Genomic DNA, 25,674 nt, shown 5'->3' with positions numbered 1-25,674 from the left:
TATCAGCATTCGCCGTTGCCCATCTCCATCCGGCAGGCCCCATTGCCCGCCGGCCCCTCCCGCCCCGCAGCCTCCTGGCCTTGAGGCAACGAACGACCCGGCCCTCCGGGATCGTCCCACGGCACATCCCTGTGCCGGATTCAAAGCGACATCGATGCGATCCGCTCCACCCAGCGGGTGGCGCCACCACCTTGTGCCGCAAACACCGCCAGTAAATCGAACACCGCGTCGCTGAAGCCGCCGACGTGCAGCACATCCGGCGACTCGACCGTCTGGCTCGTCGCGTTCGGCTGCAGGTCGATGCAGATCATGCGAGCGTCGGGACAGCGCGCCTTGATCGCTGCCCATTGCTGCATCGTCGCGGTGGCTCCGCCTGCGCGGGTATCGCGCCAGCTTTCGTTGTCGGAGACCAGTACCAGCAGATCCACCTTGGCCTTTTCCTTGTTGAGCTGGACCAGCGGAGCGCTTACCGCCGTACCGCCACCACACAACGACGCCAGCTGCTTTGCCTGCGTCATCACGCTGTCGCGAGCGTTCAGGCGCAGGTCGCGCACCTGCGTATCGAACGGCATGATCCGGGCCGCACGATGATTGCGCTGAATGCAGGCGGCGATCAGCGCGGCCACGTCGACGCAGCGCGCCACCGTGGTCGAGCCCTTGCGGTAACCGGTAACCGGCGATCCCATCGAGCCGGATACGTCGACCGCAACGACCACGTTTCCATCTAGCGACGGTACCTGGCGGGTCGCCACTTCCATGGCGTCCTGCAGCGCATCGACGATCGACGCCGGCATCGTCTGGCTGGCCGCGTAATAGGCGGTCAACAGCTGGTAAGGCATCACGCGCGCTTTGCGGATTTCGGCCGGGTCACGCAGGCGATTGGCGATTTTCAGTGCGGTACGCTGGTTGTCGAATACTCCGTGGCGGGCAAACGTGTTGAGGTTCATGCGCAAGGTCTGCCATGACGAGGCGTGGGCCAATTGGGTCCAGTGCTTCACATCCAGTGGCAGCGACGTGAAGTACTGGAACGGCAGCGCCGGTATCGACACATGCGGCGAGCGCTTGAAGCGCTCATATGCACGCACCTTCTCCGGCAATGCGGCCTCGTCGTACGACTTGCCGATCAGCCAAGCGTAGAGTGCGGCGCGCTCGGCATCAGCCGGCTTGGGATGGACCATCTTGATCACGTCGCCCAAGGAGGGCTTCGAGCCGATCGCCGCGGCGAGAAGCTGCTCTACCGAGGCATTCTCAAGCCACGTCCGCACCAGACGCTTGGGTAGCGAGCCCAGCGACTTGCGGCCGATGCGACCGCTGCGCACGATCTGCACGAAGTTGCGCAACATGCGCCCGTTGTCCACGACGTGCGGAAAAGCCGCTTCGAGCGTTTTGGCGTCGCGCATGGTCAACGTGGCCAGCAGCAATGCCGGCATGTCTTTCATATAGCCGCGCTGACGGGCATAGACCGCCGTCTTGGCCACAAATTGCGCCGATACCTCGCCACCCAGCTTCAGCACATAGTCGAGCTGCTCTTCGGCGCTCGCATAGAAAGTGCCGTTCAGGCAGCCGGTGGCGGCATAGAGCGCCAGCGCCGATTCCGGATGGCGCACATAGGCAGCGCCGCCAGCTTCGTTGCGTGCATCGGTCGCCGGGACGTGGGCGCCGCGATGGGAGTTGAACAGAGTGATGTTGGCCATGTTGCGCATTCCAGTTGGACTTGAGCTGGATAGGGCAAGTGGCGTGCCAATGTAGGTGAGTTGCGTATATCTATTTGATATTTAGGCAATTAATGGCAGCTGGTGGCTAGACTTGGCTAGGCCAGGATGGAAAAAGTATATAATTTTAGCTAGTCATATATCGGACAAGATAAATGAAGCGACGGGTGGTCATCGGCATGCTGGGTACCCAGATCGACGCGGGTTCGGGTACGGCGCGCTGGGAGCGCTGGCGCCCGACGGTGTCGCTGGGGATGCATGAAGACTTCCTGCTCGACCGGCTGGATCTGCTGTTCGATGCGCGTCGCTACGGCAAGCTTGCCAAGGCAGTTACCGAAGACATCGCACAGGTGTCGCCGGAAACGCAGGTATGTCACCACGATACCTACCTGTCCGATCCGTGGGATTTCGAAGGCGTGTACGCGACGCTGCATGATTTTTTGCGCGCGTATGATTTTCGCCCGGATGAAGAGGACTACTACGTTCACATCACGACGGGCACGCACGTTGCGCAGATCTGCTGGTTTCTGCTGACCGAAAGCCGAATCTTTCCAGGCCAGCTGCTGCAGACGTCGCCGCCGCGCAAACAGGAGGGCGTGGAGGGCAGCTTTGCGGTGATCGATCTTGATCTTTCACGTTACGACCGCATCGCGCAGCGCTTCGAACAGCAGCAGCTGACCGACCGCAACTTGCTCAAGAGCGGCATCGCCACACGCAATCGGGCATTCAATCGCATGATCGAGCAGATCGAAACGGTCGCGACTCGTTCGAAAGCGCCGATGCTGCTGATGGGGCCGACCGGCGCCGGAAAAAGTCAGCTTGCCAAGCGCGTGTTCGAGCTGAAGAAGCTCAAGCATCAACTACCGGGCCGATTCGTCGAGGTCAATTGCGCTACCTTGCGCGGCGACGGCGCCATGAGCACGTTGTTTGGTCACACCCGGGGCGCCTACACCGGCGCGACCAGCGATCGGGCTGGCTTGTTGCGTTCGGCTCACCAGGGACTGCTTTTTCTCGACGAGATCGGCGAACTGGGTCTCGATGAGCAGGCGATGTTGTTGCGAGCGCTGGAAGAAAAACGCTTTCTGCCGGTGGGCAGCGACAAGGAAGTGGAAAGCGATTTCCAGTTGATCGCCGGTACCAACAGGGATCTGCACGAAGCGGTCGGGCAGGGCCGGTTTCGCGAGGACCTGCTCGCTCGTCTGAATCTTTGGACATACCGTCTGCCAGGTCTGGCCGAGCGTGTGGAGGATATCGAGCCCAATCTCGATTTCGAGCTGGAGCGCTGGTCGCGCGAACAACATCAACGCGTCACCTTCAACCGCGAAGCGCGCGCTCATTTTCTTTCCTTTGCCACAAGTATCGAGGCGCGCTGGAGCGGAAATTTCCGCGATCTGGGCGCGTCGGTCATGCGTATGGCGACGCTTGCGAAGGCGGGCCGTATCCAGACCGAACTGGTCGACGAGGAGGTTGAGCGCCTGACCCGCCAATGGCGTAGCGGCGGCGAACCCTCGCCTTTGGAGGCTTTGCTGGGCGAGCGTGTTGCGGCGCTGGACCGCTTCGATCGCGTGCAGTTGGAAGAGGTTGTACGGGTCTGTGCGAAATCGAAGTCGCTCTCGCAGGCTGGGCGCGAACTGTTTGCCGTATCCCGGCAGCAGCGCGCCAGCACCAACGATGCCGATCGACTGCGCAAGTATCTCGCCCGCTTTGATCTCGAATGGGAGCAGATTCGAGAGAGCGCTCTTTCCTGACCGGTTCTCGCTGCTGTCTTATGGCAACGCGATACGCATGCGCAAATTCAGCGCATCCTGCTGGCCCAGGCTAAAGGCGTCGCGCACGGTGGCACGCGCCGTGCAGTCCCAGGTCGACACCGGAATGCGCTGGCTTGGCTGCCAGTAATGGCGGTCGTTGAAGCGGAACAGTGTTGGAAGTTTCGGGTAATGGCGAGTCAGCAATACCAGTGTCGAGATTTTCTCCGACAAGCTCTGTTCCGGAATCGGCGCGTTGTCGGCATAGCCGCCGTCGATGGCGTGCCGTCCGTCGATACGTTGGGCCGAGAGAAAAGGTGGCGCAGCGGCGGCGCTGACCAGCAGGTTCTTGGCTGCGGCCAGGTCGTCGCATTGCTGCAGATCGACGAACTCGTAGTGCAGCCCCAGCCATCGCGGTAGTCGTGGATGCAAGCGCTTGGCCAGATAGCGATCGACCATGTAGGCGAGTGTGCCCGCGGCGAGCGAACCGCCAAGGCCGAGCAAGCGCGCCGGTCGCGTAAAGGCCACGCGTAATCGGTTTGGTGCCTGGCGCAAGCCGTCGAAGCCGGCATCGTCGATGAAAGACGAGAGCCAGGCGGGATAGACACGTTGGTGCGCGAAACTGAGCTTGAGCCGGGCAAGGCCGCGCCAGTCGAAGATGCGCGGAGTGGTATCGAATAAACCGATGCACCCGTTGAGCGCCATCGGCACGCGCCGGCTCAGGCAGGCGGTAGCCACGGCGGCACCCGCGCTGGTGCCGATCAGGGTCGGCGGTAATGTCCAGCCGCGTTCCTGCCAATGGGTCACCGCGCCGGCCTGCCACCAGCAGCGATTGCCGCCGCCGGCGAATACCAGCGTCTGTATCGAGCCGAGATCCAAGCGGGTGACAGGTTCGATACGCATGACGTCGGCTATGAGAGTGAGGGTTTATGCATGGTGGCGATTCGATCGCAAGCCAAGGGCGCGCGGTCACGATGTCCTTCAAAGACAGCTTTTGAGCTTGCGTATGCTTTCGCGAATCTCTCGTACGCTGGCACCGCCATAGCCGAAGATAAGCCCGCCGCGTGCGGGTGGGTCGGCATAGCACATCGACAACGGTCTGACCGACACGCCTTGTTGCGCGGCCGCGCGAGAAATGGCGACATCGTCGACGCCGGGTGGGAGCAGGGCGACGAGCTGCATGCCGGCTTCCGCGCCAATGATGTCGAGCCGGCCGTGCATATGCGTCTCGATCGACTCGAGCAGTGCGGTGCGGCGCTCCATATAAAGCGCGCGCATGCGCCGGATGTGGCGGGCGAAATGCCCCTCGCGGATAAAGTCGGTCATCACCAGCTGATAGAGCGTGGATGAGAACGTATCCATGCCATTGCGCACGCTCAGGAAGGCCGGCATGACGTCTCTTGGCACCACCACATAGCCCAGCCGCAGGGCAGGAAACACCACCTTGCTGAAGGTGCCGACATAGATCACGCGCGCATCGGTATCGAGCCCTTGCAGGGAGGCGATGGGATGGCCGGCCAGGCGGTATTCGCTGTCGTAGTCGTCCTCGATGATCCATGCGCCGCTGCGTGCGGCCCAGTTCAACAACTGGATGCGTCGCGTGGCGCTCATGGTGACGCCAAGCGGAAACTGGTGCGACGGCGATATGTACGCCGCGCGTGCGTTGCGGCTGCGTCGTATGCCTTCGGCGATGTCGAGGCCTTCGTCATCGACGGGTACCGGAACGATCTGTGCGCCCACCGACTGCAGGGCCTGACGTGCGCCCGGATAACCGGGCTCTTCCATCCAGACGCGTGCCTTGGGCTCCAGCAGGGCCAACGCGGAAATGACCAGGCCTTGCTGAGAGCCGGTGGTCACCAGAATCTGCGAGGCATCGCAACGCACACCACGCACGGTGCCGAGGTATTGCGCGATGGCTTCGCGAAACGGCAGGTAGCCGATCGGATCGCCATAGGTCATCAGTTGCGTAGGCATGCGGCGCGCATGCCGATTCACCAGTTTCGACCAGATTTCGCGGGGAAAATGATCGAGCGCCGGCAGCCCCACGCGAAAAGCCCCCTGGTTCGCCAGCCAGGGCGGCGGCGGTTCCTGCATCGAAGTGGCGAGACGGGAAACGGGTCGCGGTGCCGCCGATTGAGCAGGCTCGGGCGCCTTCGCATCCATGGAGGCGGTGAGGCCGCCGGGGATCGATTGCGCGACACAGGTGCCGGCACCGGTGAAAGTCTCCAGATAGCCTTCGGCAAAAAGCTGTTCATAGGCGCTTAATACCGGCAGGCGGGAGATTTTCAGTTCCTTGGCCAAGCTACGCGTCGACGGCACGCGCTGTCCGGGCCGCAATTGCCCGCCGATAATGGCGTGGCGGAACCATTCCGATAATTGCCGATGCATCGGTATGCCACTGCGCCGGTCCAGCGCGACAGGCGGTAGAAAACTGGCGGATACTCGTGTCATGCGATCACCCCCAAGTGGTCATGCCCGATGCTAGCAAAGTGGCTATGTCGATGGACCACCATGTCACCTAGTTTTTAGCGACCCGCTTAGGACAGGTTGAGAGAGCAACTGATGGTGTGGCCCCTGCTTCGGCTCGCTTGCGCGTTTGCCTGCCTTACCTGCGTGACGGTGGTATCGGCCCAGACGGTCGATACACCAGCGCTCGAACCGTCGTCGCCGGCGTCGCGCCAGGCCATGGACGATGCCTGGTGGACCGGCCCGATGCTGGCCAATTCGGCGTCGACCTTGCCGCAAGGGCACTGGCTGATCGAGCCCTATCTTTACGACGTCCATTCCACCCGCGCGGACAGCTATGGCTCGCGCGCGTATGTTTTGTACGGGCTCACGGATCGACTCTCCGTCGGTCTGATTCCGGTGATTGGTTTCAACACGGGCGGCGGCAGTCCAAACAGCTCGCGTGTTCTGTTGGGCGACTTCAGTGTGCAGGCGCAATACCGGTTGACGCAGTTCGAACCCGGTAGCTGGGTGCCGACGACTGCTATCGAAATACAGGAAACGTTGCCGACTGGCGCTTACGATCGTCTTGGCAGTAACCCGAATAACGGGCTGGGTAGTGGCGTTTACGCCACTACGCTGCAGTTCAATGCGCAGACTTATTTCTGGATGCCGAATGGTCGCATTTTGCGCATGCGGCTTAATCTTGCGCAGACTGTTTCTGGTCATGCGGATGTCGATGGGGTGAGTGTTTATGGGACGGGGCGCGACTTTCGTGGGCGGGCGCGGCCGGGTAATGCGTTCAATGTGGATTTGGCTTGGGAGTACAGTCTGGTGCGGTCGTGGGTGTTGGCACTTGATCTCACTTATGCGCATAGCAACAGCACGCATGTGTCCGGATACGACATGACGAATATCAATGGCCTTTCCTATCCGACGCTTTTTCGTGCCAGCTCTGGTTCGCAGTCGGCGTTTGGTGTTGCGCCTGCGATTGAGTACAACTGGTCGCCCAATATTGGGGTTTTGCTGGGTACTCGCGTTATTTTTGGAGGGCGTCGGGTGACTACGACGGTTACGCCGGCGGTGGCGCTTAATATGGTGTTTTGAGTGGAGAAGCCGGTTTTGTGGGGGGCTTGGTTCTTGCCTGAGTGTTCGGGCGACCTGGCCGCTTGCGCAGCGGGCGTTTCACTCGCCTGCCGGCGAGCGAGTCACTTTCTCTTTGCTGGCCCAAAGAGAAAGTAACCAAAGAGAGAATGGCCTTTGGAGCCAGAGCTCTGAGCAGCATTGAGAGATAAAACCGTTCGGACCGTCTAGTCGAACCGAGTGGGGACACTTCAAGCGCTTCTGAGGTGCGCCGAAGCTGTGCGCGAGGCGTCGTGGTGGTGAGGACTTAAAGCCCCCTCACCCCAACCCTCTCCCCCGGCGGAGCCAGGGGAGAGGGGGCTGACTGAAGGAGTCTCAGTTCTTCGCTCTCTCGCTACCTGCTCCCTCTCCCCTGGCTTTGCCGGGGGAGAGGGTTGGGGTGAGGGGGCTGGGTGCTCGCGAAAGCCTTTCCCACTCGGCACTCACTCCTCACTCCTCTCCACTCACTCCTCGCCCGCTCGCCCCTCCAAACCCCCATGCTATCCTCCGCCCCGTCTGGCGCAGCATGCGTCATCAGGGGGACTTCCATGGGATTGGTTATTTTTCTGGTCATCATCGTTGCGATCATTTTTTATGTCGTAGCGCTCTATAACGGCCTGGTGACATCGCGTAACGGTTACAAGAACGCGTTTGCGCAGATCGATGTGCAGCTGACGCGCCGCCATGATCTGATTCCCAATCTGGTCGAGACGGCCAAGGCCTATCTAGCGCACGAGCGCGACACGCTGGAAGCGGTGGTGAAGGCGCGCAATACGGCGGTCACCGATCTGTCCGGCGCCAAGGCCAATCCGGGCGATCCCTCGGCGATGCAGCAGCTTGCCGGTAGCGAAAACGCGTTGACGCAGAGCCTGGGCCGGTTGTTCGCGTTGAGCGAATCGTATCCCGATCTCAAGGCCAATCAGACGATGATGCAGCTCTCCGAAGAGCTGACCTCGACCGAGAATCGCGTCGCGTTTGCGCGTCAGGCGTACAACGATGCTGTCATGACGTACAACAACCGGCGCGAGGTTTTTCCGGGGTCGTTCGTCGCCAACAGTTTCAGCTTTCAGCCGGCCGAGCCGCTCGCCCTTGAGAATCCGGCGGCACGCGAAGCCCCCAAGGTTTCCTTCAGCTGATCGACCTGGCCGTCGCGCTGACGCGTGACGGCCGCCCTGGGGAAACGCGATGGATTTCTTCGCTCAACAAGCGCGCGTGCGCGGCAGCAGCCGTCGCATGGTGTTGCTGTTCGCGCTGGCCGTGGTGGCGATTGTCGTTACGGTGGATATGGTGGTCTGGGTCATGATGGCGCGCCACGGTCTGGCCCATACGGGCTGGGCCAGTCGCAGGCTGCTGCCACTGACTACGATCGGCATGCTGCTGGTGATCGGCGGTTGCGCGATGTACCGCATCATGAGTCTTTCGAGCGGCGGCAAGGCGGTTGCCGAGAGCATGGGCGCGGTGCGCGTTTCGCCCGACACGCGCGATCCGCAGTTGCGCCTGTTGCGCAATGTGATCGAAGAGGTGGCCATCGCATCGGGCTCGCCGGTGCCGGATATCTACCTGATGCAGGACGAGCCGGGCATCAATGCATTTGCCGCGGGCTACTCGGTGTCGGACGCGGCTGTCTGCGTGACACAGGGCTGTCTGGACAATCTCACTCGCGACGAACTGCAGGGCGTGATCGCGCATGAGTTCAGCCATGTGCTCAATGGCGATATGCGGCTCAATATTCGCTTGATCGGTTTGCTGTTTGGCATCATGGCCTTGGCGGTGATCGGCAGGCAGCTGCTTAATTTCGGCAATGTTCGTTTCGGTCGCCGTGGTTCGGACGGCCGGGTCTGGGTGATCGGCCTGGCGCTGCTTGCCGTCGGCTATATCGGTTATTTCTTCGGCCGGTTGATCCAGGCCTCGGTAGCCCGTTCGCGCGAATCGCTGGCGGATGTCTCGGCAGTGCAGTTCACACGGCAGACTCAGGGCATTGCCGGTGCGTTGAAAAAGATCGCGGCCCTGGGCGATGGTTCGCGCCTGCAGGCGGCCAATCGCCACGAAGTCGCACATATGCTGTTTGGCGAATCCGATGCGCCGGGATTCTTTGACGGCTTGTATGCGACGCATCCGCCGCTGATGAAGCGCATCCGCAGCCTCGATCCGGGTTTTCGCGAATCGGAGCTGGAAACGATTTTCAGCGCGATGCAGGACGCGGAGGCCGCGCGAGCCCGAGCGTCGGAGCGCGAGCCCGAGGCATCGCCCTCGAACCCGATACCGTTCACGCCGGTTGCAGCGGTCGTCGCCGCGCCTTTGCTTACCGAGCTTGGTGGCGGCGGTGGTGAGGCGAGTTCGGCAGCCGCCGTCTCGCCAGCCTCATCGGCAGCCGCCGTCTCGCCAGCCTCATCGGCAGCTCTGATCCAGGCGACCAAACAGCCGGAGTCGGCGCTGGCGCTCATGTTCGCCATTGTCCTGTCACCACAGGAGGCGTTGGCGACGACGCAGCGTCGCTCGATCGCCAGTGCGTTCGGTGATGACATGCAATACGCCGTTGCCGGATTGGCGGAGCAGGTGAAAAGTCTCGCGCCCGGCAAGCGCATGAGCCTGCTTGCCTTGTCTTTCCCGGTACTCAAGCAGTTGCCGGAGGGGCGCCTGCAGACCTTTCTGAGTACGTTGGAAACCGTCACGCGAACCAACAGTCAGGTCGGTCTGGAAGACTACTGCCTGGCGCGGTTGATGCGCTTGCAGTTGTCCGAAGCCCTGCATCCGCGCAGTGCTCCTGTCGATGGTCAAAAGAAACTACCCGCATGTATCGCGAGTGCTTCGTTCGTCATCGCCATCGTCGCCGCGCATGGCAGCAGCGACGATGCAGCCGCGCGGCGCGCATGGCTGCTGGCGATGACTGATGCCTTTCCGGGCAACGCACAAGTCTGGCAAACACCGTCCCTGGACTGGCAGCAGGCCCTGGATCGCGCGCTGGGTGAGCTCGACGGCTTGATGCCGGCGGCCAAGGACATCTTCATCCAGAGTCTGGTCCGTGCAATTCGCGCCGACGACAAGATCACGCCCGAAGAAATGGCGCTGCTGCGGGTGATCTGCGCCAGTCTTCATTGCGTCATGCCGCTGCATTAATACGTATCTGGCGGCTTTTCGGCGAGCCGCAAGCTCTTGCTGTTGTATGAGGATACCCTCATATATCTATAATGCGGTATTTCCCCAATCCCCGGAGATCCCGCCGATGTCCCGTACCGACGTTGTTATCAAGACCCGCGATGGAAACTGCCCGGCCTCGTTGTTCACGCCGGCTGGTACCGGCCCATGGCCTGCCGTCGTTTTCTATATGGACGGCCTGGGCATTCGCCCGGCGCTGTGGGACATGGCCCAGCAGCTGGCCGATACCGGCTATGTCGTGCTGCTGCCGGATCTCTACTACCGCGAGGGCGGCTACGAGCAGATGGTGCCGGCCGAGGTGTTCGCCGATCCCAAGCAGATGGAAAATCTGATCCGCATGATCGGCACCCTCAGCCGTGACCGCAAAGTGTCCGATAGCGCGGCCTTCATCGAGTTTCTGAAGGGGCGTGAGGAGGTCAAGGGCGAGCGTTTTGGCGGCACCGGTTACTGCATGGGCGGCAATGTCGCACTGACGGTCGCGGGCGAATACAAAGGCGCATTCGCCGCTATCGCGTCGTTCCATGGCGGCGGTCTGGCGACGGACCAACCCGACAGCCCGCACCTTTTCGTCAAGGGCATCACCGGTCGCGTCTATGTCGCAGGTGCGGTGGAAGATGCGCACTTCACCGACGCGCAGAAGGCCGAACTCGGAAAGGCGCTTAGCGTCGCGGGCGTCGAGCACATCGTCGAAACCTATGCCGGCGCGCACCATGGTTTTGCCGTGCCCGATCACCCGGCATTCAATGTCGAGGCGGCCGAGCGTCATCACCAGGCGCTGGCCAAGCTGTTCGGCGAAGCGCTGGCAGCCTGATAGCGGTACCTGCATAAAGGGGACGGCGGTTGCGCCGCCCCCGATGTGTTTTGGGCCAGTTGCCGTAAAAAAAACTATTTACGCGATTTATACGATGCAGGCCGTTTTGCGATAGCGCATCTTTATGCCGCCCCGCTTCATCATATCGGTATGGCGTTCCTACAAGGCTCCTACACGGGTATGCGCAGTATTGGATTCATTGCGGCGGCTGATCTGTTTCTGTTGGCACTCTTCGAATTGCTGCACGCCGATGGCGGTGACGCCAACATGTGGCGTGGCATCGCCTTGAGTGCGCTCTATCTGTGCGTCTGCCTCGGACGCCGGCGAGCGACGTCGTCCTCGCCATCATCGATCACCGCCGGGTTTTCGCACCGCCTGATCAAATAGCGTTTCGACGTGCAGAAGGCTTGCAGCCGGGAGCCTCAAGCCGGGTAAGCGGGCAGCGACTGCGTGCCGAAGGGCACCGGCTGCAAACCTTCTGCACGTTGGCGAATGGCTCGAATGCTTGGCGGTTAACCCGCGACAAGCGACAACAGGTTTTCAGGCGGGAGCCCGGCGCCGCGGCGCTGCAGGATCGCCTCGATGCGCTTGCCGACCCAGCCGCGGTCGTCACTGCTTGCACCTTCCAGCAGGTTGCCAGCCAGGCCGGAAAACTCCATCCAGAATTCCGGCTTGTCGGGATATTCCTTGAGCAGCACGACGACGCTGGCGTCGAGGTGAACCAGATCTTTTTCGATCGTCTCTCGGGTCTTCGGCATACATGGCTCGTTGTCTGGGTGATCAGGGCATGCCAAGGCGTTGCCCGGGCAAAACCATGCCCTCCACCATACGCCTTGCGCGGCGATTTTTCCGAGCGATCAGCTGCCTTTTTTCTTCAACCGATAGGTCGAAAGGCGCACGACATTGTCCGGCAGCGGCGCTTCCTGGCGTGCACGTTCTGCAAAACGTTCCGAATCGGCGACCAGGGTCGCCAGGAAGCGTTCCTGGGTGACCTGTACGGGGTGCGCGTACCACTGCGAAAGCGCGTGCAGGTCGCGTGGCAGTGCTTCGGCGAGTGGCAGGAACGTGTAGTCGTCATTCATATCACGGATGTCCTCTATCCGAAGGTTGGTGCCGGCTAGTGTCTGCTGGGAGAGGCATCGGCGCTCGGCACATTGCGTTTGTCCGATTTGCCCAGCGATGCCGCCTCATCGATCGCCGCGACAGCACTGTCGTGCCACGGGGTGGAACCGAAGCGCCCCGGCACGGTGGAACCGTCGAGCGTGAGACGCCACTTTCCTCGCCATAAACCCAGCAGGTTCGGGCCGTCCGCCCAAACTTCGACCAAGACGGTGGACATGCAGCCCCCTCGCACGATCTCGTTCGATCGTGCTTTCAAATGAAGCAGATGCAACGCCAGCCGCGGCGATCCGCCAAAAGGCGGGACGCCTGTAATCGACTTAGCGCGGGCGCCGCGAATTGGGCGGCAACGGACGCGGCGGTGGCGTACCCGGGTGAGAAGGATCGCGCCGCATATGGCCAATGGGGACATACACAGCTTTCTCGCTGGGCTTGCCCAGCGACGGCCCCTGATAGATCGAGTGGATGGTTTCGAGCGTCAGCGACTTCGGCGGTCGGGTCATAAGCTTGCCTCTATGAAGGATCGCCCTTTGCAGGCAACTCAGAGGCATGAGATGGATGTGCTGTCTGAGGCGTCGAGCAAGCGATAGTGGCCCGACGTAACTCCCAGACTCCTCGCTTGGCCGTTATGCCGATGTTATTCGATGTGCGGCAGGGACTTAGAAAACACTCTGCCTTCAGCCTGACGGTTTTCGCTTGCGCAAGCGCTTGGCGTTGCTCTTGGCGCGTTCGCCAAAGGGTTTCATGCCTGCATCGACGATCCGTGCCGCGTCGCCCCATGCGCCCGACGCCGCCTGCGCCATGGCGGCGCCGTCGAACTGGCCCTGCATGGTCCAGCCTGGTTGTTTGATCCACCGCATCGTGGCCGACCAATACGCATCGCCCGTCATGATGGAGATGGCCAGCAGAGAGTCCTGCGCGGCGTCGAGTTTCTCTCCGACCATGCGCTGCAGCTCACGCTGATCCGATACCGATGGATTAGCTCCCATGCTGCCCATCCAATGGCTGCGTCGAGCGATGACTTCGCCCGAAGCGATCATCATGTCGGCGGTACGGATGCCGACGTTCCACCAGGCCAGCCAGGGATGGGCGAGCTTGGGGGTCTTGCGGGGGGAGCGCGCTGACATGGCGCGGACCTTAGCAGGCTTGGCGTGAATAAGCTTCCATTGTTCCGACGCAGTTGCCCGGATGGATCGAGCAACTGCGTCGGAACATCAGGCGTGGATGGCTATGGCGCTCAGTTCTGCCAGCTTTGCGCGGTTTCGATCGCAAAATCACGATAGGAGCGCGGCGCTCGCCCAAGCAATGCAGTCAATCGCTGAATATCGGCAGCGCTGCCTGCCGCACCGTCTTGTTGATACCGGCGCATCATCAGTCGCAGGTCGTAAGCCTTCCAGCTCGGCGCTACCGTTGCCAGTTGTTTCTCGAACGCATCGAGATCGTCGCCGAGGTAACGCACGGAGCGTGAAAGCACCTCGGTCCATATCTGGGCAAGCGTCGCGCCGTTCAGGCTATCGGGGCCAACCAGTTCGTAGAGCTCGCGCGGCAGCGGCGCATCGGCATGTGCGCGACGCAACAGCTCTTTCACCGCCGCGTCGGCAATATCGCCGGTATCGATCATCGACACACCTTTGCCACCGATGGGCGACACATACAAGCCGGCACCGAGCAACGGGCCCTTCAACGTGAGGTCGTTCTGGAAGAAATACGACGGGCGCAGGATGGTGGCTGGCAAATCGAGCTGCTCGATCATGCGTTCGACGGCATGCTTGGCAGTGAAATGCGGGACGTCCGTGTAGACATCGCTACGCGTTACCGAGAGATAGACGATGCCGCGTACACCGGCTTCGCGAGCGAGACTCAAGGTGTTAATCGCCTGGGTCAGTTCGTCGGACCCGTTGGGCACCAGCAAAAACAGGCTGCTGACGCCTTGCAATGCCGCACGCATCGCCTCGACATCCATCAAGTCCCCTTTGACCGCAGTGACGCCTTGCGGAAAGTGCGCCTTTTCCGGCGAGCGAGTGAGCGCGCGCACATCGGCACCGTTGGCGGCAAGTTTCGCGATCACCTGGGAGCCGATCGTACCGGTGCTACCTGTAACGAGAATGGTCATGAGAGTTCTCCTGAGAAAGCGTATGAATCGGGCATCCCACAACCGCGATCGTTCGTTCCTGAGGCGGTGTGTTGTCCCTTGACGCCTATGCTAGGCGTTTCACTGGTGGTGCATAGACGCTAAGATCGGGACAGGTCGTCTCATATATGGAACCACCTCATGGATCTGTCGGCGCTCTCGCTTTTCAATCTGGTAGCCACTCACGGTGGTTTTGGCCGCGCCAGTCGCGCCACCGGCCAGCCCAAGGCCACCTTGTCCCGGCGCGTGCGCGAGCTGGAGGAAAGCCTTGGCGTGCGCCTGATCGAACGCGGCTCGCATTCGCTTCGGCTTACCGATGAAGGCGCGCTATTGCATGCACGTACGGAAAGCCTGCTCGGAGAAATCGCCGAAGTCGGCCAGGATGTCAGCGCGGGTCCGGGGCGTGCACGCGGGCGATTGCGCGTAAGCGCGCCCGTCTTCTTTGCGCATTCGGCGATGGGTCGTGTGGCCGCGGGTTTTGCGGCGGCCTATCCCGAGGTGCAATTGGAAGTGATAGCGGAAGATCGCTTTACCGATCTGGTTGAGGACGGCTACGACATCGTCATTCGCGTCAATCCACGGCGCGACGAAAACCTGGTCGGTCGTTGCTTTCTCAAGGCGCCATTGGTCGTTGTTGCGTCCGCATCCCTGCACAAACCCAGGCAGGCGACCGGCAAGCGCGCTGCGGAAACCGTTCCGGCGATATTGCGAGCCGGCATGCCCGAGCCGACTGTCTGGAATGTCTCGGACGGCCGCAGGGACCTCAGCTTTCATCCCCGCGGCATCATGTGGTTCTCCACACCGCTGCTGATCCGCGATGCCGTGCGTGCCGGCGCGGGGGCGGCCCTGCTGCCGCGTTCCGTCCTTATCGACGAGCTGGCCAGCGGTGAACTAGTCAGTTGGGGCACCGCGAAGGAAGGGCATGTCGAAGCCTGGGTGCTGCATGCATCGAGGCGTTTGGTCAGCCCCAAGGTGAATGCATTTGTGAGTTATCTTTGCGACTTCTATAGCGAGTCGTCGCACTAGTTCTCATGTGACTACGGCGTTTGGCGGCTAGCATTCGAATCGGGCAGGAACTAAATTGATATGACCTCTTTACAGCACAAGCGCGCTCTTTGGATCGGTCTGCTGGCTTGCGCGCTTACCCCAACGGTCTTCCTTGTAAGTACGCTCTTGATGTCAAGCGACCGTTACGTAGTGCCCGTTGTAGCAGTGCTTATCGTTTCGTTACCACTGTCACTACTGGCGACGTACTGCGTTGCCTTTCCTTACATTCTCTGGCTCAGACGCCGTCGTTGGCTTAGTGCATTGAATCTCTGCATTGCCGGGGCTCTGGTAGGAGCACTGGTCTTTGCTTCGTTTAATTTCTACATGAATTGGTTTCCACAAATGAATGATCGGTCATTCGCGTTCGATATTGCTATGACTTCAGCTCGCAAGGGCCTATTCAGCGGTGCTCTGATTGGCGCGCTATCATCAGTGGCATTGAGTGCAGGTGCGGGAATACGCTTTCGGCCGATTGGCCGAGCAACACCTGGGAAGCCAGTTTCCGATGCATAGTGGTACGACAACGGCCGAGATCAAACGGCCATCGACCCAGGCTTTTCCAATTCTGAAACTGGGACTGTCAGCGTTGGGTCTCCTGGATCGGCAATTCACTGGCGTGCCGCGCGTGGACCGTCGCGGTGTCGGACGTAATGATGCCTTGAGGACCTAGTTGGGATGGATAGTCCACGTTCCAATCCGGTCGGCTGTCCGTGGTGTGGTGGATATCCGTAGATGGCTTGTGTTGCTGGTTGGTGTTTGTGGATTCGGCATGGGCGATCGTCAATGTGCTGACTATCAGCGCCGCTCCGGCCAGTAAGGTCCGGACTGTGGTTATGCGCTTGCTGCTTTTCATGATGAGTTTCTCCGTCGATAAGGGGCCTGAACGTCGGCCGGCATGCCTAGTAGGTCGCTTCGACTTATCCCGGATGTGTCATGTGTGCCGCGAAAGGGCATCGAAATGTATCGCTGTAGGAGGTTCATACACTCCGATACACATCGAATGGCTTGAGGTGTGTTGAAAAGCCCCCCTCACCCAACCCTCTCCCCCGGCATAGCCAGGGGAGAGGGAGTCAGGCCAGGCAAGTGCGAAACATTGAGGCTCCCTCAGTGAGCCCCCTCTCCCCTGGCTATGCCGGGGGAGAGGGTTGGGGTGAGGGGGCGCTCCTGCACGAACACCTCAATAATCGTAACTCGCACTCAACCGCACATAGCGCGGCTGCTGACGCTCAACGGCCGAGCCATACAACGGATCCGGTGTCCCAGGCGAAATCTGGTAGAACGGATACGCATTGAGAATCGTCTGCGAGTTGAACACATTGAAGATGTTCAACGAAAACGCCAGCTTGCCTTCGCCGAATGCCGGGCGATAGGTGCCGCCCAGATCCACCTGTTTGTTCCAAGGAAGGCGATGCGTGCCTGGCGGCGATGGCTGGCCGCCGCACCAATGATAGAAACTGCCGTAGCCATCCGGATCGGTCTGTTGCGGGCCGTAATAGCCAAGGCAATTGCGCGGGTTACCGGAGACCAGTTGGATGTTTCCGGAGACCTGCCATTCCGGCGTGATCTGGTAATAGCCGAACAGTTTGATCTGGTGTGTGTGGTCGTTGCTCTGCGCACCGTTGCTGGAGGACATCAGTGCGGGGAAGTCCCAGTCGATGCTGGTCGATGCCGCCGTCTGCTGGATATCCGAGCGTAACTGTCCTTCGGTGTCGCCGTAGCTGCGAGAGAAAACGTAATCGATCTTGCCGTACCAGGTGCCGTCGAAGGGATGTTCGAGAAAGGCTTCGAGTCCGTAATACTTGCGCTTGAGCGTCGGGAAGCCCATCTCGACATTGCTCAGCGTAACGTTGCGATACGCGCCGGTGTTATCCACGACGGTAAACGTATTGGCGCGGCCAGGATTGATCAGGTAGCAGCTATTGGTCGCCTTGACGTTGTAGCCCAGGGCCGCCGCCTTGTTTTCGATTGTCGGCACATCGCAGTAGTCGTCGATGCCACTGCGCAAGACACGTTGCGTCAGCTTGGCGCCATAGACCCATTGGCTGTCGATCGACTTGGTGAAGCCGAGGATGAACTCGTCCTGGTATTCGGGCTTGAGGTTCTGTGCGGTTACCGTCTTGGGATCGGGAAGGACGCCATAGGTGTTGTTCGGCGAGACTGCATTGGAGAACGGCGTCAGGCCGGTCGGTGTGCCATCCGCCGCGATACCCGAGTAAGTGAAATACTGCTGCGTGGCCACGTATGCGCCCGCGGCGTTGAGTGCCGGATTCAAGGGCAGGCCAAGGTAATAACGACCGGCATTGCCGTAGACCTTGAAGCTGGCATCGCCATTGACGTCCCAGCTGAAGCCCAGTCGCGGCGCCCATTGCGGCCGCGTCTGGCGGATATACGACTGCGCGTCGGCGTTGTAGTCGGTGAACTGATCGTTGCGCAGGCCCAGCGACAGCAGCCAGCGGTCATTGAGCTGCCATTTGTCTTCGATGTACTGCGCGCGCTGTGCCGAGCGCACGCTGGCGATCGAGCTGTTGACGTACTGGATCGCGTAGTAACCCGAACCGCCATTGGGATAGTTAGCCGGCGCACCAACGCCAAGGTTGGGAATCAAGGCGACGCCGGGCGTTGTCGTATAGGCGTAGTCCCAGTAATAGCCGGGGCCCGAGGTCTGGCTACCTTGCGCGATCGCACGCGAGTTCTGGTTGTCCAGGCCGACCGAGATCGTGTGCGCGCCGAGTTGGTAAGTCAGGTCGACGCGCAGATTGTTGCTGGTGTCGTGGCGATCGGGGTTGTACAGCGACTGCGTAATCTGCCGATTGCCGATCGACGTACCGCCGTTCAAGGCGGGGTTCTGGTTCTGGATATCGGCCAGATACGTGAGGCTGCCGTCATAACCACCCGGTGCGTCATAGTTGACGTTGTTCATCTTGCCGTAGGTGGCGCTGAAGGTCAGCGCATCGGTGATGTAGCTGGTGAACTTGGCTGTATAGAGATCGCCGCCCGTCTTGATGTTGTCGGCGTAGTTGATGAAGTTGCCGCGCTGAAGCGTGTTGTAGTTGTAGCCGTAGACGCTGCCCGATGTGCGCTCTTTGTTCGACGCACCGGTCAGCTCGAGAATGTTGCTATCGGTAATGTTCCAGTCGAGCTTGCCGTACCACTTGGGCAGAGTGTCGTGGTAGCTCACATACGGCTGCGCTTTGGACACGTTGTTTACGGTGGTGCCATCCTGCCGTGACGCTTCGGCGGCAAGAAACAGAAACAGCTTGTCCTTGATCAGCGGGCCACCGACATAGGCGTCGTAGGTGGTGGTCCATTGGCGATTCTTGCTGTTGGGCGCGTAAAGATTGCCGGCTACCGGCGAAGCGGGCAGGCCTTGCGTATAGAACGTATCGGTGCCGTCGGCGCGCGCAAATTCCGGCTCCCACAGCACCTGTGCGCCAAAATGCCATTCGTTCGTACCGCGCTTGCCAACCATGTTGATGACGCCGCCATCGGAGCGGCCGTATTGCGCGCTATAGCCGCCGGTATAGATTTCCTGTTGATCGATCGCGCCATACGGCAACGTGATGCCGCCCAAACCGCGTTGCGGATCGGTCGTGTTGAATCCGTTGATGTAGTAAGCATTCTCACTGGCCGCGGAACCGCCGAAACTGACCAGCGATTGCCCGGTGCGGCCGGTATAGCCGCCGCTGTTGTTCACCACGCCCGGCGCCAGCAGCGCAATGGCTTCGGCTGAGCGGCCCAATGGCAGGCGCGCCAGCTCCTGCGAGGTCACCACCGTACGCGAATCGACGCTGGTCACGTCGATCGGCGGGATGGCCGTCGCATTGACCGATACGCCGCCCAGATCCTTGGTTTCTGGCGGCTGGAAGGAAACTTCCGTGCCGGTGCCGACACGCAGGCTCACGTCCGGGCGTGAGTCGACCACGTTGCCGTCGCGCAGCAGCGATACGGTATAGGTACCGACCGGCAATTCGGAAGCCACGTAGCGTCCGCGGTTATCCACGTTGACCACGCGGGTGATACCGGTCGAACCCTTGATCTGCACAGATTCGCCGTTGCCGGCGGGGACCTGACCGAAGATGCTGCCGGTAGTGGATTGGGCATGTGCACCCGGCGCGACCACGGCCAGGGCGGCGGCGATAACGATGGCGCTCGCTTTGAGCCTGGGGAAATAAAGCGTGGGCAAATAGGTAGTTTTCAAGGCCATTCTTCGAACTGGGGAGGGCAGCGATACATGTCGCCGATCAATCAAGCTGCCAAAGCCATCCCTGCCGCCCTTGCCGTGGGCAGGGCGCTGGCGCACTCGTCGTGATTGCTGCGATGCAGCGTGACGTAAACGTAACATGTCACGACAGGCGTATAGACGGCTAAACGACATGACTTGTCCGCATGTCGATAGAACGGGGGGTTCTTACGGTATTGCTCGAAGCCCCCCTCACCCCAACCCTCTCCCCCCGGCAGAGCCAGGGAGAGGGAGTTGACTGAGGCGGCTTCAGTGTTTCGTACTTGCGCAACCTGGCTCCCTCTCCCCTGGCTTTGCCGGGGGAGAGGGCTGGGGTGAGGGGGCACAAGAGGCGATGCGAAGCGAGCCTTCCGCTCTCAATTGCCGTAATCAAGCCTCGGATACCAATGCGGATCACGCCCCTCAGGCGTCATATCCAGCACGGTCCAGATCGGCATCAGGTCGGGCGCGCCGCGCGGATCCTGCCCAGGATCGGAGGTCTCCATGCCCATCTCTCCGGACCAGAAATGCCGGATGGTCCCGTCGCGCCGGGTAAACACATTGACCGCGGCATCGTCGCCGCCGTCCTCGCCGATACCGTGGTAGTCGCGGCTAAAAAGGCCGTTCGTATCGGAGTACAGGTGCAGGCCACGCCAGCCACGTTGCTTTTTGAAAGCCAGCAGACGATCGATCGGCGACCGTGCGACGACCGCCAGCGCAATGCGCTGCTCCATATCGCGGGCTTCGCCGTCCCACGCGCTGAGCATCGACGTGCACATCGGACACGGACGTTCGCGCTGCGGGCCATACATGAAGCTGTAGACAACCAGGGTCTGCTTGTCGCCGAACAGCGCCGCGAAGTCGCAGGGGCCGTGTTCGTCTTCAAAGCGATAGTCGCCGCTGACCTCGCCGCCAGGCGGCAGAGCCCGTCGCTGTTCTGCAACACGCTCGATATGCCGCCGCAACTCGATTTCTTCGGCCAGCAGTGCATTGCGAGCCTGGCGATAGGCATCGCTTTCGTTGGGAAAGGTCATGCCGTTGCGCTTGGCAAGCTCAACAGCCGGAACAAGAGGTGAGGTATGCGCCATGAACGATCTCCAGTGGAAGACGGGCGCCAGCGGTCACAGCGGACGCCCTGTCTATCCGACGAATGGGAGATCGGGAAATCGACATATCAGACCAGCATCGATCCCAGGGTGAGCAGGCAGGCCAGCGAGCAGGCGGTGAACAGGCTACGCAGCAGCAGGTTTTCGAATTTCATGATCGTTCTCCGTGAGTGGTTGGGCTTTCACGGTAGAGATGGCAAAGGGCGTGCCAAGCTTTAAAAGAGCCGAAAAACCGCATGGTTGAGCCATTTCACGGATGATGGCCTGCCTGCTGTCCAGCGTCCGCGGACAACTCGGCAACTGACCGGACAGGAGAGGGCGGCCAGTTGCCGGGTTCCGCGGACACGTGAGCCGTTCAGACGTCCTTGGTGAATGCGCGGTACGCCGCCAGTGTATCGAGCGATTCGCGCAGCAGCTTGATCTTTCCGTCCTGCATGACCAGCCGCCCGGCATACGTCTGGCGGTACAGCTTCCCAGTGGAGAGCACCTGCGCCTCGATGCTGTATTCGGCAAAGACCTGGTCCGCCGTTTCCATCAGGATCTGCACGTTCTTGAAGCGGAAGTCCGGAACATTGGTAAGCAAACCGGTAATGAATCTCTCGATAGCCGCCGGCCCTTGCGCACGTGCGTCGATACCCATGGACGAGAGTGCCGGCAATTCAAGCACGCCGTCTTCGGCGAACAAGGCGGCGACCGCCGCCGGGTCCTGGATTTCCGCCAGATAGGCTTGCAATAACTGAGTAGGGGTATGCATGACAGTCTCCTGAAGTCGTGGTCAGATTTGCGCGGCGCCGCCATCGACAAACAACTCGATGCCGTTGATAAAGCTCGCATCGCTCGACGCAAGGAACGCCACCACCTTGGCAATTTCTTCAGGTTCGCCAAGCCGCCCCATCGGGACCATGCTGGCCAGGTGATTGAACAAGCCTTCCTGATGTTCCGCGGGTACCAGACCGGCCAGACCAGGCGTACGTACCGGACCGGGACTGACGACATTGACGCGAATGCTGCGCGCCTTCAGATCGAGCAACCAGGAGCGGGCGAAGTTGCGCACCGCTGCCTTGCTGGCGCTGTAGACGCTGAAATTCTCGGTGCCTTGCACCGTGGTGGTCGAGCCATTGAGAATCACCGCGCCGCCGTCGACCAGCAAAGGAAGTGCCTTTTGCACGGTAAACAGCACGCCCTTCACGTTGGTGGCGAAAATGCGGTCGAAATGCTCCTCGGTAATCGCGCCCAGGGGCAGCATGTCGCCGCCGCCGGCGTTGGTGAACAGCACATCGAGGTGGCCGGCCTCGTTTTTGATCTGCGCCATCACGCGATCGAGATCCTGCAGGTTCGATGCATCCGCGCGGATGCCTACCGCCGCGTGGCCGATCGCGGCAACGGCCGCATCGAGTTCGTCCTGGCGACGCCCCGTGATGTAGACCTTGGCGCCTCGGGCGGCCAGCTCCTGGGCCGATGCCAGGCCGATACCGGTGCTCGCGCCGGTGATTAGTGCAATCTTGTTCTTCAGTGACGTATTCATGGCTTTTCCTTGGGTTCGGGATAAACGGCTTGATGCCGATGTCACCAAGTTAGGCCTGGGGCGTTGTCTGATAAAGTCGATATAACGATCTTCTTTATCCACTTGTATGGACAATTGTCATGGACCAGTTGCTCGCTATTCGTGCTTTCGCCCGCGTTGTCGAAGCCGGCAACTTCACCAAGGCAGCCGATTCCTTGCAGCTTCCCAAGGCCACGGTCAGCAAGCTGGTGCAGACGCTGGAAACGCATCTGGGTGTGCAGTTGCTTCAGCGCACGACACGGCGCGTGGCGGTGACGCCCGACGGCGCGACGTACTACGAGAAAAGCGCTCGGGTCATCAAGGAACTGGAAGACATCGATGGGAGTTTCAGCGTGGCCCAATCGCGGCCCCGCGGTCATCTTCGTGTCGATCTTGGCTCTTCCGTGGCCGATCGCCTGTTGATACCCGCGCTGCCGGAATTTCTCGCCCGCTATCCCGATATACGCATCGACCTGGGTGTATCCGATCGCCATGTCGATCTGATCGGCGACAACATCGACTGTGTGATTCGCGGCGGCCCGCTGACCGATCCCGGCCTGATCGCACGAACCATCGCCCACGCACGATGGATTACCTGCGCGTCGCCTCAATACATCGACAGATACGGTGTGCCGAAGCGCCCCGAGGACCTCGATACACCGGCGCATCGGGTGGTGAACTATCTATCGGCGCGTACGGGGCGCATTCTGCCGATGCGTTTCGAGAAAAGCGGACGTCGGCTTGAGATCGCCGCGCGGCATGTCGTCGGCATCAACGAAAGCAACACCCATTTCGCCGCCGGCCTGGCTGGCCTTGGGGTTATTCAGACCTTCGCGTTTGTCGCACGCGATGCCGTTGCCCGCGGCGAGCTGCACGAGGTCTTGTCGACATGGCGCCCCAAACCTTATCCGCTGCACCTGGTCTACCCGCCGAATCGTCATGTGTCCAATCGGTTACGCGTATTCATCGACTGGGTGGCGGAACGATTCGAATCGCAGCTTTCCGGTTAAAAACGCAAGAACCGAGTTTTTGACATGGTTTGAGACAGGGAGCCGTGGCTCGTTGACATAAGTTTTACGGTAATTCTCTCGCCGCGCGTCATACTCGTACAACGCATGCCATGACTTCCCTAAGCCGGCAGGATCGCCGGCACGGGATGACAGCTAGCGTCCCCTCGATGAGGGCGTCACTGAAATCTTATTTCGTAGAACTTAGCTAAGTTGATCTTCCCAAGGAGATTGCCATGTCTAACGAAGCAAAGTGTCCGTTCAACCACGCCGCCGGTGGCGGTACCACGAACCGCGACTGGTGGCCTAAACAGCTGCGGCTCGACCTGCTCGCTCAGCATTCGAGCAAATCCGACCCGCTCGACCAGGGCTTTGACTACGCCAAGGCGTTCAAGAGCCTCGACCTGGCGGCGGTGAAGAAGGATCTTGGGGCACTGATGACCGATTCGCAGGACTGGTGGCCCGCGGACTTCGGGCACTACGGCCCGCTATTTATCCGCATGGCCTGGCACAGTGCCGGCACCTATCGCATCGGCGACGGACGTGGCGGCGGTGGGCGTGGCCAGCAACGTTTCGCGCCACTGAACAGCTGGCCGGATAACGTCAGCCTCGACAAGGCGCGCCGCCTGTTGTGGCCGATCAAGCAGAAATACGGCCAGAAGATTTCCTGGGCCGACCTGTTCATCCTCAGCGGCAACGTTGCGCTCGAGACCATGGGCTTCAAGACCTTCGGTTTCGCCGGCGGGCGCGAGGACACCTGGGAACCGGATCTGGACGTCTACTGGGGCAACGAGAAAACCTGGCTGGGCGGCGATGTCCGCTACGGCAAGGGCGCTGCCGGCGACGCAGACGGCGAAGGCGTGATCGTGGCCGACGAAGAGTTGCACGGCAGCGAGCGCAGCCGTACCGACAGCGGGCGCAACCTCGAAAATCCGTTGGGCGCGGTGCAGATGGGTCTGATCTACGTCAACCCGGAAGGCCCGGATGGCAACCCGGACCCGCTTGCCGCAGCGCACGATATTCGCGAGACCTTCGGGCGCATGGCCATGAACGACGAGGAGACCGTCGCGCTGATCGCGGGCGGTCATACCTTCGGCAAGACGCATGGTGCCGGACCCGCCGACAATGTCGGGCCCGAACCGGAGGCCGCCGATCTCGAACATCAGGGCCTGGGCTGGAAGAACAGCTTCGGTACCGGCAAGGGTGGCGACACGATTACCAGCGGTCTGGAAGTCACCTGGACCGCGACGCCGACGAAGTGGGGTAACGGCTTCTTCGAGAACCTGTTCGGCCACGAATGGGAACTGACCAAGAGTCCTGCCGGTGCGAACCAATGGGTCGCCAAGGATGCCAAGGCAACCATTCCGCATGCGCATGATCCGTCGAAGAAGCTGCTGCCGACGATGCTCACTACCGATCTTTCGCTGCGCTTCGATCCGGCCTACGAGAAGATCTCGCGTCGTTTTCTGGAGCACCCCGAGCAATTCGCCGATGCGTTTGCCCGCGCCTGGTTCAAGCTGACCCACCGCGACATGGGGCCGCGCGCACGCTATCTAGGCCCGGAAGTGCCGAGCGAAGAATTGACCTGGCAGGACCCCATTCCGGCCGCCAATCACCCATTGGTCGATGCGCAGGATGTCGCTTCGCTCAAGCAGAAGATTCTGGCGTCGGGACTGTCCGTCTCGCAGCTGGTATCGACGGCCTGGGCATCGGCATCGACGTTCCGCGGTTCCGACAAGCGCGGTGGCGCCAATGGCGCACGCATTCGCCTCGCACCGCAGAAGGATTGGGAGGTCAACCAGCCCGAGCAACTGGCGAAGGTGCTCAAGACGCTCGAAGGCATCCAGAGTGAGTTCAACGGTGCGCAGTCCGGTGGCAAGAAGATTTCGCTGGCCGACCTGATCGTGCTGGCCGGCAGCGCCGGTGTCGAACAGGCGGCGAAGAACGCGGGCCATTCGGTGACCGTGGCTTTCACGCCGGGCCGTGCGGACGCTTCGCAAGCGCAGACCGATGTGGAGTCGGTAGCGGCACTCGAGCCGATTGCCGATGGCTTCCGCAATTACCTCAAGGGCAAGTACCGCGTCCCGGCCGAAGCGTTGCTGATCGACAAGGCGCAATTGCTCACGTTGACCGCGCCGGAAATGACGGTGCTGATCGGCGGCCTGCGTGTGCTGAACGTGCATGCCGGAAAGGACGCGCATGGCGTGTTCACGCAGAAGCCCGAAGCGCTGACCAACGACTTCTTCCGCAACCTGCTCGACATGGGCACGGAATGGACGCCGCGTTCGGCGGGGCCGGGCGTGTTCGAGGGACGTGATCGCAAGACCGGTGCAGCAAAGTGGACCGGTACCCGCGTCGATCTGGTGTTCGGTTCGCATGCCCAGCTACGTGCATTGAGCGAAGTCTATGCAAGCGCGGATGCGCAGGAGAAATTCGTCCGCGACTTCGTCGCGGCCTGGGTCAAGGTGATGAACCTGGATCGGTTCGATCTCGCCTGACAAGAAAGGTAGT

General features: G+C 61.0%; 23 protein-coding genes. 9 read left to right on the top strand and 14 right to left on the bottom strand.

Annotation, left to right across the window (positions count from 1 at the left end; all coding sequences use genetic code 11):
* Positions 1-140: 140 nt before the first annotated feature.
* On the bottom strand, positions 141-1,694 hold the full coding sequence (locus QMG46_RS03090; protein WP_281850996.1) for an RNA-binding protein: 1,554 nt from the start codon (positions 1,692-1,694) through the stop codon (positions 141-143).
* 173 nt (positions 1,695-1,867) lie between these two features.
* On the opposite strand from QMG46_RS03090, the gene rtcR reads away from it, so the two are divergent.
* On the top strand, positions 1,868-3,460 hold the full coding sequence (gene rtcR / locus QMG46_RS03085; protein ID WP_281850995.1) for an RNA repair transcriptional activator RtcR: 1,593 nt from the start codon (positions 1,868-1,870) through the stop codon (positions 3,458-3,460).
* A gap of 18 nt (positions 3,461-3,478) precedes the next feature.
* Here the strand turns inward: rtcR and QMG46_RS03080 are convergent, their stop codons facing one another.
* Both QMG46_RS03080 and QMG46_RS03075 read right to left on the bottom strand, forming a co-directional pair.
* Positions 3,479-4,360 (bottom strand): patatin-like phospholipase family protein, encoded by an 882-nt coding sequence (locus QMG46_RS03080; protein ID WP_281850994.1) that lies wholly within the window; start codon positions 4,358-4,360, stop codon positions 3,479-3,481.
* A 78-nt stretch (positions 4,361-4,438) separates the two neighbouring features.
* Complete coding sequence (locus QMG46_RS03075) at positions 4,439-5,908, bottom strand: MocR-like pyridoxine biosynthesis transcription factor PdxR (RefSeq protein WP_281850993.1); 1,470 nt, start codon at positions 5,906-5,908, stop codon at positions 4,439-4,441.
* A gap of 111 nt (positions 5,909-6,019) precedes the next feature.
* Here QMG46_RS03075 and QMG46_RS03070 point away from each other — a divergent pair, with 111 nt between their 5' ends.
* From QMG46_RS03070 to QMG46_RS03050, 5 genes are all read left to right on the top strand, one after another.
* Positions 6,020-7,009: a transporter gene (locus QMG46_RS03070; RefSeq protein WP_281850992.1), complete on the top strand. Its 990-nt coding sequence runs from the start codon at positions 6,020-6,022 to the stop codon at positions 7,007-7,009.
* A 563-nt stretch (positions 7,010-7,572) separates the two neighbouring features.
* Positions 7,573-8,160 (top strand): LemA family protein, encoded by a 588-nt coding sequence (locus tag QMG46_RS03065; protein WP_281850991.1) that lies wholly within the window; start codon positions 7,573-7,575, stop codon positions 8,158-8,160.
* 49 nt (positions 8,161-8,209) lie between these two features.
* Positions 8,210-10,141 (top strand): M48 family metallopeptidase, encoded by a 1,932-nt coding sequence (locus QMG46_RS03060; protein ID WP_281850990.1) that lies wholly within the window; start codon positions 8,210-8,212, stop codon positions 10,139-10,141.
* A 106-nt stretch (positions 10,142-10,247) separates the two neighbouring features.
* The gene (locus QMG46_RS03055) at positions 10,248-10,991 is read left to right on the top strand and encodes a dienelactone hydrolase family protein (RefSeq protein WP_281850989.1); all 744 of its coding nucleotides are present in this window, start codon (positions 10,248-10,250) and stop codon (positions 10,989-10,991) included.
* Positions 10,992-11,141: 150 nt separating this feature from the next.
* Positions 11,142-11,378 (top strand): hypothetical protein, encoded by a 237-nt coding sequence (locus QMG46_RS03050; RefSeq protein WP_281850988.1) that lies wholly within the window; start codon positions 11,142-11,144, stop codon positions 11,376-11,378.
* Between the two features lie 125 nt (positions 11,379-11,503).
* On the opposite strand, the gene QMG46_RS03045 is transcribed toward QMG46_RS03050, so the two are convergent.
* The 6 genes from QMG46_RS03045 to QMG46_RS03020 form a co-directional block, all read right to left on the bottom strand.
* Positions 11,504-11,749, bottom strand: a complete 246-nt coding sequence (locus QMG46_RS03045; protein WP_281850987.1) for a hypothetical protein — start codon at positions 11,747-11,749, stop codon at positions 11,504-11,506.
* A gap of 99 nt (positions 11,750-11,848) precedes the next feature.
* The gene (locus QMG46_RS03040) at positions 11,849-12,073 is read right to left on the bottom strand and encodes a hypothetical protein (RefSeq protein ID WP_281850986.1); all 225 of its coding nucleotides are present in this window, start codon (positions 12,071-12,073) and stop codon (positions 11,849-11,851) included.
* Positions 12,074-12,108: 35 nt separating this feature from the next.
* The gene (locus QMG46_RS03035) at positions 12,109-12,330 is read right to left on the bottom strand and encodes a hypothetical protein (RefSeq protein ID WP_281850984.1); all 222 of its coding nucleotides are present in this window, start codon (positions 12,328-12,330) and stop codon (positions 12,109-12,111) included.
* 100 nt (positions 12,331-12,430) lie between these two features.
* Positions 12,431-12,613 (bottom strand): hypothetical protein, encoded by a 183-nt coding sequence (locus QMG46_RS03030; protein ID WP_281850983.1) that lies wholly within the window; start codon positions 12,611-12,613, stop codon positions 12,431-12,433.
* Between the two features lie 174 nt (positions 12,614-12,787).
* Complete coding sequence (locus QMG46_RS03025) at positions 12,788-13,237, bottom strand: hypothetical protein (RefSeq protein ID WP_281850981.1); 450 nt, start codon at positions 13,235-13,237, stop codon at positions 12,788-12,790.
* A 110-nt stretch (positions 13,238-13,347) separates the two neighbouring features.
* Positions 13,348-14,223 carry an SDR family oxidoreductase gene (locus QMG46_RS03020; protein WP_281850980.1) on the bottom strand — a complete coding sequence of 292 codons (876 nt, stop codon included), beginning with the start codon at positions 14,221-14,223 and terminating at the stop codon, positions 13,348-13,350.
* 159 nt (positions 14,224-14,382) lie between these two features.
* On the opposite strand from QMG46_RS03020, the gene QMG46_RS03015 reads away from it, so the two are divergent.
* Positions 14,383-15,267: a LysR family transcriptional regulator gene (locus QMG46_RS03015; RefSeq protein WP_281850979.1), complete on the top strand. Its 885-nt coding sequence runs from the start codon at positions 14,383-14,385 to the stop codon at positions 15,265-15,267.
* A 601-nt stretch (positions 15,268-15,868) separates the two neighbouring features.
* Here QMG46_RS03015 and QMG46_RS03010 read toward each other — a convergent pair.
* The 5 genes from QMG46_RS03010 to QMG46_RS02990 form a co-directional block, all read right to left on the bottom strand.
* The gene (locus QMG46_RS03010) at positions 15,869-16,141 is read right to left on the bottom strand and encodes a hypothetical protein (RefSeq protein WP_281850978.1); all 273 of its coding nucleotides are present in this window, start codon (positions 16,139-16,141) and stop codon (positions 15,869-15,871) included.
* Positions 16,142-16,465: 324 nt separating this feature from the next.
* Positions 16,466-19,486 (bottom strand): TonB-dependent receptor, encoded by a 3,021-nt coding sequence (locus tag QMG46_RS03005; RefSeq protein ID WP_281850976.1) that lies wholly within the window; start codon positions 19,484-19,486, stop codon positions 16,466-16,468.
* A 398-nt stretch (positions 19,487-19,884) separates the two neighbouring features.
* Entirely contained in the window at positions 19,885-20,595 is a 711-nt protein-coding gene (locus tag QMG46_RS03000; protein WP_281850975.1) for a DUF899 family protein, read from the bottom strand.
* Between the two features lie 373 nt (positions 20,596-20,968).
* Complete coding sequence (locus tag QMG46_RS02995; RefSeq protein ID WP_281850974.1) at positions 20,969-21,367, bottom strand: nuclear transport factor 2 family protein; 399 nt, start codon at positions 21,365-21,367, stop codon at positions 20,969-20,971.
* Positions 21,368-21,388: 21 nt separating this feature from the next.
* A complete protein-coding gene (locus QMG46_RS02990) occupies positions 21,389-22,138 on the bottom strand; it encodes an SDR family NAD(P)-dependent oxidoreductase (protein WP_281850973.1) in 750 nt (249 codons plus the stop codon).
* 119 nt (positions 22,139-22,257) lie between these two features.
* Between QMG46_RS02990 and QMG46_RS02985 the strand changes: the two genes are divergently transcribed.
* Together QMG46_RS02985 and katG are read left to right on the top strand one after the other, a co-directional pair.
* A complete protein-coding gene (locus QMG46_RS02985) occupies positions 22,258-23,166 on the top strand; it encodes a LysR family transcriptional regulator (protein ID WP_281850972.1) in 909 nt (302 codons plus the stop codon).
* 233 nt (positions 23,167-23,399) lie between these two features.
* Positions 23,400-25,661 (top strand): catalase/peroxidase HPI, encoded by a 2,262-nt coding sequence (gene katG, locus QMG46_RS02980; RefSeq protein ID WP_281850971.1) that lies wholly within the window; start codon positions 23,400-23,402, stop codon positions 25,659-25,661.
* Positions 25,662-25,674: the final 13 nt, after the last annotated feature.

Source organism: Dyella sp. GSA-30 (assembly GCF_027924605.1).
Lineage (GTDB): Bacteria > Pseudomonadota > Gammaproteobacteria > Xanthomonadales > Rhodanobacteraceae > GSA-30.
Note: the sequence above shows the minus strand (reverse complement) of the source record. Positions and strands in the feature narration are given on the sequence as shown.

Coding starts and splice junctions, on each gene's coding strand:
- QMG46_RS03090 (WP_281850996.1), bottom strand. CDS start 1,694: ATGGCCAACATCACTCTGTTCAACTCCCATCGCGGCGCCCACGTCCCG.
- rtcR (WP_281850995.1), top strand. CDS start 1,868: ATGAAGCGACGGGTGGTCATCGGCATGCTGGGTACCCAGATCGACGCG.
- QMG46_RS03080 (WP_281850994.1), bottom strand. CDS start 4,360: ATGCGTATCGAACCTGTCACCCGCTTGGATCTCGGCTCGATACAGACG.
- QMG46_RS03075 (WP_281850993.1), bottom strand. CDS start 5,908: ATGACACGAGTATCCGCCAGTTTTCTACCGCCTGTCGCGCTGGACCGG.
- QMG46_RS03070 (WP_281850992.1), top strand. CDS start 6,020: ATGGTGTGGCCCCTGCTTCGGCTCGCTTGCGCGTTTGCCTGCCTTACC.
- QMG46_RS03065 (WP_281850991.1), top strand. CDS start 7,573: ATGGGATTGGTTATTTTTCTGGTCATCATCGTTGCGATCATTTTTTAT.
- QMG46_RS03060 (WP_281850990.1), top strand. CDS start 8,210: ATGGATTTCTTCGCTCAACAAGCGCGCGTGCGCGGCAGCAGCCGTCGC.
- QMG46_RS03055 (WP_281850989.1), top strand. CDS start 10,248: ATGTCCCGTACCGACGTTGTTATCAAGACCCGCGATGGAAACTGCCCG.
- QMG46_RS03050 (WP_281850988.1), top strand. CDS start 11,142: ATGGCGTTCCTACAAGGCTCCTACACGGGTATGCGCAGTATTGGATTC.
- QMG46_RS03045 (WP_281850987.1), bottom strand. CDS start 11,749: ATGCCGAAGACCCGAGAGACGATCGAAAAAGATCTGGTTCACCTCGAC.
- QMG46_RS03040 (WP_281850986.1), bottom strand. CDS start 12,073: ATGAATGACGACTACACGTTCCTGCCACTCGCCGAAGCACTGCCACGC.
- QMG46_RS03035 (WP_281850984.1), bottom strand. CDS start 12,330: ATGTCCACCGTCTTGGTCGAAGTTTGGGCGGACGGCCCGAACCTGCTG.
- QMG46_RS03030 (WP_281850983.1), bottom strand. CDS start 12,613: ATGACCCGACCGCCGAAGTCGCTGACGCTCGAAACCATCCACTCGATC.
- QMG46_RS03025 (WP_281850981.1), bottom strand. CDS start 13,237: ATGTCAGCGCGCTCCCCCCGCAAGACCCCCAAGCTCGCCCATCCCTGG.
- QMG46_RS03020 (WP_281850980.1), bottom strand. CDS start 14,223: ATGACCATTCTCGTTACAGGTAGCACCGGTACGATCGGCTCCCAGGTG.
- QMG46_RS03015 (WP_281850979.1), top strand. CDS start 14,383: ATGGATCTGTCGGCGCTCTCGCTTTTCAATCTGGTAGCCACTCACGGT.
- QMG46_RS03010 (WP_281850978.1), bottom strand. CDS start 16,141: ATGAAAAGCAGCAAGCGCATAACCACAGTCCGGACCTTACTGGCCGGA.
- QMG46_RS03000 (WP_281850975.1), bottom strand. CDS start 20,595: ATGGCGCATACCTCACCTCTTGTTCCGGCTGTTGAGCTTGCCAAGCGC.
- QMG46_RS02995 (WP_281850974.1), bottom strand. CDS start 21,367: ATGCATACCCCTACTCAGTTATTGCAAGCCTATCTGGCGGAAATCCAG.
- QMG46_RS02990 (WP_281850973.1), bottom strand. CDS start 22,138: ATGAATACGTCACTGAAGAACAAGATTGCACTAATCACCGGCGCGAGC.
- QMG46_RS02985 (WP_281850972.1), top strand. CDS start 22,258: ATGGACCAGTTGCTCGCTATTCGTGCTTTCGCCCGCGTTGTCGAAGCC.
- katG (WP_281850971.1), top strand. CDS start 23,400: ATGTCTAACGAAGCAAAGTGTCCGTTCAACCACGCCGCCGGTGGCGGT.